At 71.4% G+C, this 10,565-nt stretch carries 9 protein-coding genes; 1 reads left to right on the top strand and 8 read right to left on the bottom strand.

What is annotated here, in order from left to right; all coding sequences use genetic code 11:
• Positions 1–15 precede the first annotated feature (15 nt).
• The 8 genes from MUY14_RS10900 to MUY14_RS10865 all read right to left on the bottom strand — a co-directional run bounded on the left by MUY14_RS10900 (position 16) and on the right by MUY14_RS10865 (position 9,214).
• Positions 16–870, bottom strand: a complete 855-nt coding sequence (locus MUY14_RS10900) for a TIM barrel protein (RefSeq protein ID WP_247022834.1) — start codon at positions 868–870, stop codon at positions 16–18.
• Positions 871–879: 9 nt separating this feature from the next.
• Positions 880–1,884 (bottom strand): sugar phosphate isomerase/epimerase, encoded by a 1,005-nt coding sequence (locus tag MUY14_RS10895; protein ID WP_247022833.1) that lies wholly within the window; start codon positions 1,882–1,884, stop codon positions 880–882.
• On the bottom strand, positions 1,881–3,029 hold the full coding sequence (locus MUY14_RS10890) for a Gfo/Idh/MocA family protein (RefSeq protein WP_247022832.1): 1,149 nt from the start codon (positions 3,027–3,029) through the stop codon (positions 1,881–1,883). The genes MUY14_RS10895 and MUY14_RS10890 overlap by 4 nt, the downstream gene beginning before the upstream one ends.
• A gap of 32 nt (positions 3,030–3,061) precedes the next feature.
• Positions 3,062–4,117: a substrate-binding domain-containing protein gene (locus MUY14_RS10885; protein WP_247022831.1), complete on the bottom strand. Its 1,056-nt coding sequence runs from the start codon at positions 4,115–4,117 to the stop codon at positions 3,062–3,064.
• A gap of 20 nt (positions 4,118–4,137) precedes the next feature.
• Entirely contained in the window at positions 4,138–5,136 is a 999-nt protein-coding gene (locus MUY14_RS10880; RefSeq protein ID WP_247022830.1) for an ABC transporter permease, read from the bottom strand.
• Positions 5,133–6,632, bottom strand: a complete 1,500-nt coding sequence (locus MUY14_RS10875; protein ID WP_247022829.1) for a sugar ABC transporter ATP-binding protein — start codon at positions 6,630–6,632, stop codon at positions 5,133–5,135. The genes MUY14_RS10880 and MUY14_RS10875 overlap by 4 nt, the downstream gene beginning before the upstream one ends.
• A complete protein-coding gene (locus MUY14_RS10870) occupies positions 6,629–7,813 on the bottom strand; it encodes an ROK family transcriptional regulator (RefSeq protein WP_247022828.1) in 1,185 nt (394 codons plus the stop codon). Before MUY14_RS10870 ends, MUY14_RS10875 begins: the two co-directional genes overlap by 4 nt.
• A gap of 228 nt (positions 7,814–8,041) precedes the next feature.
• Positions 8,042–9,214, bottom strand: a complete 1,173-nt coding sequence (locus MUY14_RS10865; protein WP_247025107.1) for an ROK family transcriptional regulator — start codon at positions 9,212–9,214, stop codon at positions 8,042–8,044.
• A 220-nt stretch (positions 9,215–9,434) separates the two neighbouring features.
• On the opposite strand from MUY14_RS10865, the gene MUY14_RS10860 reads away from it, so the two are divergent.
• On the top strand, positions 9,435–10,508 hold the full coding sequence (locus MUY14_RS10860) for a spore photoproduct lyase family protein (protein WP_247022827.1): 1,074 nt from the start codon (positions 9,435–9,437) through the stop codon (positions 10,506–10,508).
• Positions 10,509–10,565 lie beyond the last annotated feature (57 nt).

Raw genomic sequence — 10,565 nt, 5'->3', positions numbered from 1 at the left:
AATTCCCCCGGGGTCTCAGAAGCGCACGGTGCGGAGGTACTCGAACCCGACCTTGGCGGTGCTCAGCGGGTCGGCCGGCTGGTCGTGCTCGACGATGTATTCGCCGATGGTGTGGCAGGACGCGGCGAAGATGCGCGGGAAGTTGATGACGCCGGCGCCCGGGTCGACCATCTGCCCGTCCGCGGTCCGGTCCTTGACGTGGTACTGCGTCACGCGCGGGTAGTTGCGCCGGAACAGCTCGACCGGGTCCGCGCCGCCGTTCACCGCCCAGAAGAGGTCGATCTCCAGGTGCACGAGCCGCTTGTCCGTCTTCGCGGTGAGCACGTCGTAGGGCACCACACCGCCGATCGGGGCGAACTCGTGGTCGTGGTTGTGGTATCCGAGCGCGAGCCCGGCCTTCTTGAAGGCGGCCGCGGCGGTGTTCATGCGGCCCGCGAAGGCTTCCCACTCGGCGATGGTGCCGAAGTTCGCGTACGGCACGACGGCGGAGCGGTTGCCGAGGATCTTCGCGTCGGCGATGGTCTGGTTCAGGTCGCCGTCGATGCCCACGTGCGTCGAGGACGCCTTGAGGTGGCACCGGTCGAGGATGGCGCGGAACTCGGTGGCGCTGCGGCCGTACGTCCCGGCCAGCTCGACCTTCCGGTAGCCGATGTCGGCCAGCGCGGACAGCGTGCCTTCGGGGTCGTTCTGCAGGAGCGACCGCAGGGAGTAGAGCTGGATGCTGATCTTGTCGAGCGGGACCCGCTGCCGGGCCGCCGACGCGCTCGCGGTGCCGGGCAGGGCCACCGCCGCCGCCCCCACCGTGAGAGCCGCTGTCGCCACGTTCAGGAATGTCCGTCGGGAGTGCTGCTCTGGCCGGTCACCGCACATGGAACTCCCTCATCTCTGGTTGCTGAAAGCCGCGTCGAAAGCCGCCGACGGCTGGTCGAACAAGTGCTCGCGCAGGTACTTCACCGCCTCCGCCGCGCCCCGGAGCCGGTCCATCCCGGCGTCTTCCCACTCCACCGAGATCGGGCCGGTGTAGCCGATCGAGTTCAGCGCCCGGAAGCAGTCCTCCCACGGGACGTCGCCGTGGCCGACGGACACGAAGTCCCAGCCGCGGCGCGGGTCGGCCCAGGCCAGGTGCGAACCGAGCCGGCCGTTGCGGCCGTCGAAGCGCTTTCTCGTGTCCTTGCAGTCGACGTGGTAGATCCGGTCGGCGAAGTCGAGGATGAACCCGACCGGGTCGAGGTCCTGCCAGACGAAGTGCGACGGGTCCCAGTTCAGCCCGAACGCCGGCCGGTGGCCGACGGCTTCGAGCGCGCGCTTGGTCGTCCAGTAGTCGTAGGCGATCTCGGACGGGTGCACCTCGTGCGCGAACCGGACGCCGACCTCGTCGAAGACGTCGAGGATCGGGTGCCAGCGACGGGCGAAGTCCGCATAACCGTCATCGATGTCATCGCGCGTGACCGGCGGGAACATCGCCACGTACTTCCAGATCTTCGACCCGGTGAAGCCGATGACGGTGTCCACGCCGAGCTTCGCCGCCGCCCGCGCGGTGTCGGCCATTTCGGCCGCCGCCCGCTGCCGGACGCCCTCCGGTTCGCCGTCGCCCCAGATCCGGGACGGCAGGATCGCGCGGTGCCGGGCGTCGATCGGGTCGTCGCAGACGGCCTGGCCGACGAGGTGGTTCGAAATCGCCCACACCTTGAGCCCGTGCTCGGCCAGCAAAGCCAGCCGCGCCGGCACGTAGTCCGGCTCGGCCAGCGCGCGGTCGACCTCGAAGTGGTCGCCCGAGCAAGCGATTTCCAGGCCGTCGTACCCCCACTCGGCGGCGAGCTTGCAGACCTCGGTGAACGGCAGGTCGGCCCACTGGCCGGTGAACAGCGTGACCGGACGGCTCATTTCCGCTCCTCCACCGCGGTCCAGGCCGCATCGGCCGCCGCGCTCTGCTCGACGGCGTCCAGCACCCGCTGGACGCGCAGGCCGTCGTCGAAGCTCGGCGCCGGATCGGTGCCCGCGCCGATGGCGTCCAGCAGGTCGGCGACCTCGTGGGTGAACGTGTGCTCATAGCCGAGCAGGTGCCCCGGCGGCCACCACGCGCCGACGTACGGGTGCTGCGGCTCGGTGACGAGGATCCGCCGGAACCCGGCTTCGGTGCCGCTGTCCTCGTACCACTGGAGCTCGTTCATCGCCTCGAAGTCGAACGCCAGGCTCGCCTTCGACCCGTTGATCTCCAGCCGCATCGCGTTCTTGCGGCCCAGCGCGAACCGGGTCGCTTCGAAGGTCGCCACCGCTCCGCCGGACAGCCGCGCGAGGAACAGCGCGGTGTCGTCGACCGTCACGTCGTCCGTCCCGCCGTTCTCGGCGGGCCGCTGCTTGACGAAGGTGTTCGTCAGCGCCGAGACGCCGGTGATCAGGTCGCCGGTGACGAACTGGGCCGCGTCGACGATGTGCGCGCCCAGGTCGCCGAGCGCACCCGAACCGGCGGATTCCCTGCGGAGCCGCCAGGTCATCGGCGCTTCCGGATCGGACAGCCAGTCCTGCAGGTACACCGACCGCACGTGCCGGATCTCCCCGAGCGCCCCGCTCGCGACCAGCTTCCTGGCGTGCGCGAGCGCGGGCACCCGGCGGTAGTTGAACGCGACCATGGCCCGCACCCCGCGGTCCCGGGCCTTCCGGGCCGCCGCCGCCATCGCTTCGGCCTCGGCGACCGAGTTGGCGAGCGGCTTCTCGCATAGCACGTGCTTCCCGGCCTCCAGCGCGGCGATTGCGATCTCCGCGTGGCTGTCCCCCGGCGTGCAGACGTCGACCAGGCCGACGTCGTCCCGGGCGACCAGCTTCCGCCAGTCCGTCTCGACGTCCTCCCAGCCGAACTTTTCCGCGGCGGCCTTGGCCCGGGCCTCGTCCCGGCCGCCGAGGACGGCGAGTCTCGGCACCAGCGGTGGATCGAAGAACCGGTGGACGCTGCGCCAGGCGTGCGAATGCACCGCACCCATGAACGCGTGGCCGACCATGCCGATCCCGATGGTTTCCCGTCCCGGGCTCATACCCCTCCTTTGGTTCAGCTGGAAAGTCCGCGTCAGGAGTCGAAGCCGACGTCCAGGTACTGGTCGACGTTCTCCTTGGTGACGACCGCCGAGTACGTCTTGATCTCGGCCGGGATGTCGTGCTCGGCCAGGTCGCCGATCCCCTTGGCCTGCCCGAGCAGCCGGGCCAGCGCGACCGCGGTCGAGGCCATCGACGGGCTGTAGAGCACGGTCGCCTTGATCGGCGACGAGTCGGCCTTGATCAGGTTCATCATGTTCTTCGAGCCGGCGCCGCCGACCATGATGAACTCCTTGCGGCCCGCGGTGTCGATCGCGGCGTTGACGCCGATGCCCTGGTCGTCGTCGTGGTTCCACAGCGCGTCCAGCTTGGGTGCGCCCTGGAGCAGGTTCGCCGTCTGCTGCTCGCCGGACTCCGACGTGAACTGCGCCGAAACCCGCGGGCCGACCTTGAACCCGCTGCGCCCCAGCGCGTCCGCGAAGCCCTTGCTGCGTTCCTGGGTCAGCGGCAGCGAGTCGATGCCCGCGACCTCGCCGATGACCGGGTTCGCGACGTTCTTCTTCTTGAGCTCCGCGGCGATGTAGTTGCCCGCGTTGACGCCCATCCGGTAGTTGTCGCCGCCGATCCACGTCCGGTACGCCAGCGGCGTGTCGAAGATGCGGTCCAGGTTGATCACCGGGATGCCGGCGTCCATCGCCTGCTGCCCGACCGACGTGAGCGCCTTGCCGTCGAAGGGCAGGATCACCAGGACGTCGACCTTCGCGTTGATCAGCGTCTCCACCTGGGAGATCTGCTGGTTGACGTCGTTGGTGCCCTCGGTGGCGTTGAACTTCACCTCGCTGAACTTCTGCGCCTGCGCCTTGGCGTTCTTGGTGATCGCCGCGATCCAGCCGTGGTCGGCGGCCGGCGCGGAGAAGCCGATGGTGACCGGCTTGCCGGGCTGGGCGTTGGTGCCCGCGTTGGCGACCGGCGCGTTGGACTCCGAGTTCGCGGGCGTGTTCGACGTGCAGCCGGCCAGCAGCGCGCCGGCGCCGACGGCGGCCCCGCCCAGCAGGAATCCCCGGCGGCCGAGGAAGGGTTGTTCGGTCATGACGGCCTCCAAAGGTGGTACTACGGACCGGTCCTGGCTTTCCTGGCCCGGAACTGCAAGAGCACGGCGAGCACGATGATCACGCCTTTGGCGATGTTCTGGATGTCGGTGTCCAGGTTGTTGAGCGTGAAGATGTTCGACAGCACCGTGAAGATCAGCACGCCGATCAGGGTGCCGATCAGCGAACCGCGGCCGCCGGTCAGCAGCGTGCCGCCGATGACCACCGCCGCGATCGCGTCGAGTTCGTAGAACATGCCGTTGGTCGACGCCCCCGCCGTCGTCCGCGCGACGACCATGAGCGCGGCGATCCCGCAGCACAGCCCGGCCACGCCGTAGACGAGCGCGAGGTGGCGCTTGACATTGATCCCGGCCAGCCGCGACGCCTCCGCGTTGCCGCCCACCGCGTACGTCCGGCGCCCGAACGTGGTCCGGTTGAGCACGACCCAGCCGACCGCGAACACCAGCGCGAACAGCCAGATCAACGTCGGGATGCCGAGGAAGCTGCCCCGGAAGAAGGTGAGGAAGCCCTGGTCGGCGACGACCTGGGTGCGCCGGCCGCTGATCCGCTCGGCGAGCCCGCGCGCCGAGACGTACATCGCGAGCGTCGCGATGAACGGCACGACCTTGCCGTAGGCGACGAGCACGCCGTTGACCAGCCCGCAGCCGAGGCCGACGGCGAGCCCGCAGACCACCATCACGAAGGGCCCGTAGGACTGCGTCGCCAGCGTCGTCAGCCAGACGCCGGCCAGGCCGACCATCGAGCCGACGGACAGGTCGATGCCGCCGCTGATGATCACGAACGTCATCCCGACGCTGACCACGCCGATCGCGGCGGCCAGCCGCAGGATCGTCGAGATGTTGCTTTCGGTGAAGAACAATTCGGGCCGGGTGAACTGGCCGACCAGGCACAGCACGACGAGCACGCCGGCCAGGCCGAGCAGCCGCGGGTCGGCGGAGAAGGTGAACCGCCGCCGCTGCGCGGGAAGCGCTTCCTGTGGTGGTGCTTGGGTTTCGGTCATGCCGCGCTGCCTTCCAGGATCACGTCGAGCACCTCGGCCTCGGTCAGCCCGCCGGAGGGCCGGTCGGCGAGGACGCGGCCCTCGCGCAGCACCAGTACCCGGTCGGACAGCCCGAGCACCTCGGGGATTTCGCTGGACACCAGCACGATCGCCACGCCGGTCGCGGCCAGCTCGTCGATCAGCCGGTACAGCTCGGCGCGGGCACCGACGTCGACGCCGCGTGTCGGCTCATCGAGCAGCAGCACCCGGCACCCGCGGACCAGCCACCGCGCGAGCACGGCCTTCTGCTGGTTGCCGCCGGACAGCGTGCGGACGATCCGCCGGGGATCGGCGGGCCGCAGGTCGAGGCGGCGCAGGCTCGCGCCGGCGTCGTCCAGTTCCCGGGACCGCTCGGTGAAGCCGAGCTTGGCGTAGCGGCCGAGGCTGGCCAGGGTCACGTTGTGCACCACCGGCAGGTCCAGCAGCAGGCCCTGGCTCTTGCGCTCCTCCGGCGCGAGGCCGATGCCGGCCTTGACGGCGTTGAGCACGCTGCCGGGCCGCAGCGGTTTCCCCTGCACGGCCACGGTCCCGCGGTCGGCCTTGCGCGCGCCGAAGATCGTCTCCAGCAGCTCGCTGCGGCCGGAGCCGACCAGCCCGGCGATGCCGACGACCTCGCCGGCGTGCACGGTGAAGCTGACGTCCTCGAACTCGCCGGTCCGGGCCAGGTTCGCGACTTCGAGCACCGGCGTGGTCTTGGCGTGCCCCTCGTGACGCGGGCCGAAGACGGTCTCGACCTTGCGCCCGGCCATCAGCGCGACCAGGTCGGCGGTCGGCGTCGTGCGGGCGTCGAGTCCGGTGCCGACGGTCCGGCCGTCCTTGAGCACGGTCACCCGGTGCCCGATCCGGCGCAGTTCCTCGAGCCGGTGTGAGATGTAGACGACCGCGACGCCGTCGGCGGTCAGCTCGCCGACGATGCGGAAGAGGTTGTCGACCTCCTCGCCGGCCAACGCGGCGGTGGGTTCGTCCATCACGAGCAGCCGGGCGTCGTGGGCCAGCGCGCGGGCCATCGACACCAGCTGCTGCCCGGCGGCGGAGAGCTTGCCGACCTCGGTCGACGGGCGGATGCCGGGGTGGCCGAGCCGGGCCATCAGCCGGGCGGCTTCGTCACGGGCCTGCGAGATGCGCGTGAACCCGAAGCGGGCGCGTTCGTGGCCGAGGAAGATGTTGTCGGCCACCGAAAGCCCGGGCACCAGGTCGAGTTCCTGGTACATGGTGGCGATGCCCAGGCGCAGGGCGTCGACCGGGGAGCCGAGCGAGACGGGTTCGCCCTGCCAGGTGATCTCCCCCGTGTCGGGCTGGTGGGCGCCGGCGAGGACCTTGATGAGCGTCGACTTGCCGGCGCCGTTCTGCCCGAGCAGGCAGTGCACCTCGCCCGGTTCGACGTCGAGGTCGACGCCGTCGAGCGCGCGGACGCCGGGAAAGCTCTTCACGATCCCGCGGACCGACAACAAGCTCATACCGTGGCCTCCTCGACGAGCGTCGGGTTCGCGAACAGCCGCTCGGCCGCCAGGTGGGCGGCTCCGCGCAGCGGGGCCTTCAGGCCGAGCCGCGACGGCACGACCCGGGCGTGGCCGAGCGGCCGGGCGGCGAGCTCGACGCGGACCGGTTCGACCAGCCACTCGCCGAGTTCGGCGAAGTAGCCGCCGAGCACGACGACGTCCGGGTCGAGCACGTCGACCACAGTGGACAGTGCGACGCCGAGCGCGACGCCGAGTTCGTGCACCGCCGTGACCGCGCGCTGGTCGCCTCGCCGGACGCGGTGGGCGAGCAGGCCGACCCGCCCTTCGACGCCGAGGGCGGGGTCGTGCAGCGGATCGCCGGGCGGGGCCGCGGCTCTCACGACCGCGGCCAGGTTCGCTTTCGTTTCCAGGCAGCCGGTCCGGCCGCACACGCAGCGTTCACCGGACGGGTCGACGGCGATGTGCCCGACCTCGCCCGCGAAGCCCCGAGCACCGCGCAGGATGGCGCCGCCGGAGACGAGCCCGCCGCCGACGGTCGTCCCGCCGCTGAGGTAGAACAGCTCCGCGGGACCCTCGACCGATTCGGCGAGCGCGCCGAGGTTGGCATCGTTGTCGACGGCGATGGCCTCGGCCGGGACGGCCAGCCGCGCCGCCATCAGGCCGGCGATTTCGGCGTCCCGCCAGCGCAGCGCCGGTGCGAGTCTCAGCACGGCGGCGGCCGAGTCGACCAGCCCGGGCACCGCGATCGCCACCCCGACCGGCGGGCCGGGCAGCACCCGGTGGGCGAGGTGGGCGAGTTCGTCCATGCCTCTCTGCAGGCCGAGCGCGGCGACGTCGACGGTTTCGACCCGTTCGGCCAGCACCCGGCCGGTGAGGTCGGTGACCACCGCCGACAGCCGGTCGGCCTCGATGCCCAGCGCCAGCGCGTAGGCGTCTTCGCCGTGCAGCTCGACCAGCCGGCTCGGCCGCCCGTTGCCGGGGAGGACCCCGGCGGGCCGGACCAGCCCGCGCCCGGCGAGGTCGGTGAGCAAGCCGGGCACCGCCGACTTCGCGATCCCGCACCGGGCGGCCAGCTGCGTCCGCGAGAGCGGCCCGGTCCGCAGCGCGCGCAGGACCGCGGCCAGGTTCGCGGTCCGGGGGCTCGCCGGATCGGCTCGCCTCGTCCCGGTGACGGCCACGGTGCCCCCAACTTGTGCTGCGCCCTGAACGGACTTTGTCTCTCAGGCAGCGAAAGTAAGGTGGCGCGCATCACTCGTCAAGGTGAGGTGGGCGCCCTGCGCCCGGTTTTCACCCGGATAGACGTGCGAAACCGGACAGACTTTCGCACTTTCGATGCAAAAGTCTGTCCGGTTCAGACATTACTAGGCGACGTTGCTCGGCAACCGAGCGTGAGCCACCGCGCCCGTTCAGCTGCTGAGCGTGAAGGCCCGGTCGGTGGCCGACCAGGCCGCGCCGATCACGCCCGCCGTCTCGCCGAGCTCGGACAGCACGATCGGCAGGTTGCCCGTCGCCAGCGGCAGCGACCGCCGGTACACCGCGCTGCGCACCTCGGCCAGCAGCTGGTGCCCGAGCTGGGCCACCCCGCCGCCGATCACGACCATCCCCGGGTTGATGAAGCAGACCAGCGACGCGATGACCTGGCCGAGCCGGCGCCCGCCGTCGCGGATGAGGTTGACCGCACCGAAGTCCCCCGCCGCCGCCGCGCGGCCGACGTCACGCGCGGTGACCGCCCCGCCGTCGGCGGCCACCTCGGCGAGGTGCGCCGACCGGCCGCTGCGGGCCAGCGCCAGCCCGTCGCGGGCCAGCGCCGCGCCGCCGAAGTAGGCCTCCAGGCAGCCGACCTCGCCGCACGCGCAGGTCGGGCCGAAGTCGTCGAGCCGGATGTGCCCGATGTCGCCCGCCGTGCCCGCGACCCCGCGGTACACCTTGCCGCCGAGCACGATGCCGCAGCCGATCCCGGTGCCGATCTTGACGAACATCAGGTCGTCGGTCGAGCGCGCGACCCCGGCGTGCCGCTCCCCGAGCGCCATCGCGTTGACGTCGTTGTCCACCGCCACCGGGCAGCCCCACAAGCCGCCGAGGTGGTCGCGCACGCTGAACCGGTCCCACCCCGGCATGATCGGCGGCGCGACGGCCATGCCCTCGGCGAAGCTGACCGGCCCCGGCAGCCCGATCCCGGCGGCGACCAGCCGCCCGGGCGCCTCGTCCCGGACCTTCTCGGCGAGCGCGGCGACCCGCCGCAGCACGGGGTGCGGCCCCTGCCGCACGTCGCAGTCCTCGACGGCGTGCGCGAGCACCTCGCAGGAGGCGTCGGTGACCGCCACCCCGACCGACGTCGCGCCGACGTCCACCGCGAGCACCCGGAGGTCACCGGCGAGCCGGACGAGGGTCGACCGCCGCCCGCCCCGGCTGGCCGAGGGCCCCGCGGCCTCGACGAGCCCGACCTCCGCGAGCCGCGCCACTTCAGCTCCGACCCGCGCCCGCGGCAGCTCGAGCCGCTCCCCCAGTTCGACCCGTGACATCGGGCCTTCGTCCCGGAGCAGGGTGAGCAGCCGGGTCTGGTGCCGGGTTTCGACCATCGAGTGCTCCGTGCCGGATACCGCGCTCATTCGCCTCAGCCTACTGCGTCGCCCGCCCGGCTTCGCCGCGTCCCGAGTGGACGGACCCCGGTGCGCGAATCTCCGCCCTTCCCGCGGCGGGGCCAAAATGCACGGGCTCCCCTTTCCGTTCGGAAGAAACGATCGACGGCCTCGGCCACACCACGAACCGCCGTCGGCTACGGTCGGTAAGCTCGGTCCGGTGAGCGACGCCGAACGGGACCGGCTGCTGGCGCCGTCGCGCATCTACGTCGAGCCCGCCGCCGCCGAGCTCCCCCGCGGCCGCCAGGTGCTCGACCGCTTTCCGGACGCGACGCGGGTCGAGGTCGACAGCCACTGGCGGATCCCCGAACTGCACGGCGACGAGACCAACGTCCGGCGCTGGGTGCGGATCAAGCGCGAAGCCCTCGTACTGGGCACCAAGAAGTCGCTCACCGCGCGCCCCAACGGCCGCTCCGCCGACTTCATCGCCCCCTCCACGTCGAACGGCTGCGCGATGGCGTGCGCCTACTGCTACGTCCCGCGGCGCAAGGGTTATTCGAACCCGATCACGGTCTTCGCGAACATCGAGCAGATCACCGGCTACCTGACCCGCCACATCGGCAGGCAGGGCCCGAAGCCGGAGCCGAACCAGTGCGACCCCGAAGCGTGGGTCTACGACATCGGCGAGAACTCCGACTGCTCGGTCGACGCCTTGATCAGCGACAACGTCAGCGACCTGATCGCACTGTTCGCCGGGCAGCCGACCGCGAAGGCGTCGTTCGCCACCAAGTACGTCAACCGCGGCCTGCTCGGTCTGTCCCCCCGCGGCCGCACCCGCGTCCGGTTCTCGCTCATGCCCGAGCGGCCGGCGAAGTTGCTGGACCTGCGCACGAGCCCGATCACCGACCGGCTCCAGGCACTGGACGACTTCGTCGAAGCGGGGTACGAGGTCCACGTGAACCTCAGCCCGGTCGTCGTCTACCCGGGCTGGCTCGACGACTGGACCGCCCTGCTGAAGGACCTCGGCGACGCGACGGACGCGGCCACGAAGGCCCAGCTGGCCGCGGAGATCATCATGCTGACCCACAACCGCGCCCTCCACGAGGTCAACCTCGGCTGGCACCCGAAGGCCGAGCAGGTGCTGTGGCGTCCCGACCTCCAGGAGACCAAGCGCAGCGAGGGCGGCGGCGTCAACGTCCGGTACCGGGCCGGGCAGAAGCGGGCTTTGCTGGACGAGCTGCTGGATCTGATCGCCGTGCACGCGCCCTATCTGCGGGTGCGCTACGCCTTCTGAACCGCCCTGGTGCTGTCCCGTCTTTGACCTGTGCGGGCGGCGATCGCTGAACTAGCA

The organism is Amycolatopsis sp. FBCC-B4732, from assembly GCF_023008405.1.
GTDB classification, from domain to species: domain Bacteria; phylum Actinomycetota; class Actinomycetes; order Mycobacteriales; family Pseudonocardiaceae; genus Amycolatopsis; species Amycolatopsis pretoriensis_A.
This window is presented reverse-complemented; position numbering and strand designations above follow the sequence as displayed.

Excerpts from the sequence above, each read along its gene's own strand:
- MUY14_RS10885 (WP_247022831.1), bottom strand. The coding sequence starts at position 4,117 with ATGACCGAACAACCCTTCCTCGGCCGCCGGGGATTCCTGCTGGGCGGG.
- MUY14_RS10900 (WP_247022834.1), bottom strand. The coding sequence starts at position 870 with ATGTGCGGTGACCGGCCAGAGCAGCACTCCCGACGGACATTCCTGAAC.
- MUY14_RS10865 (WP_247025107.1), bottom strand. The coding sequence starts at position 9,214 with ATGGTCGAAACCCGGCACCAGACCCGGCTGCTCACCCTGCTCCGGGAC.
- MUY14_RS10890 (WP_247022832.1), bottom strand. The coding sequence starts at position 3,029 with ATGAGCCCGGGACGGGAAACCATCGGGATCGGCATGGTCGGCCACGCG.
- MUY14_RS10880 (WP_247022830.1), bottom strand. The coding sequence starts at position 5,136 with ATGACCGAAACCCAAGCACCACCACAGGAAGCGCTTCCCGCGCAGCGG.
- MUY14_RS10875 (WP_247022829.1), bottom strand. The coding sequence starts at position 6,632 with ATGAGCTTGTTGTCGGTCCGCGGGATCGTGAAGAGCTTTCCCGGCGTC.
- MUY14_RS10895 (WP_247022833.1), bottom strand. The coding sequence starts at position 1,884 with ATGAGCCGTCCGGTCACGCTGTTCACCGGCCAGTGGGCCGACCTGCCG.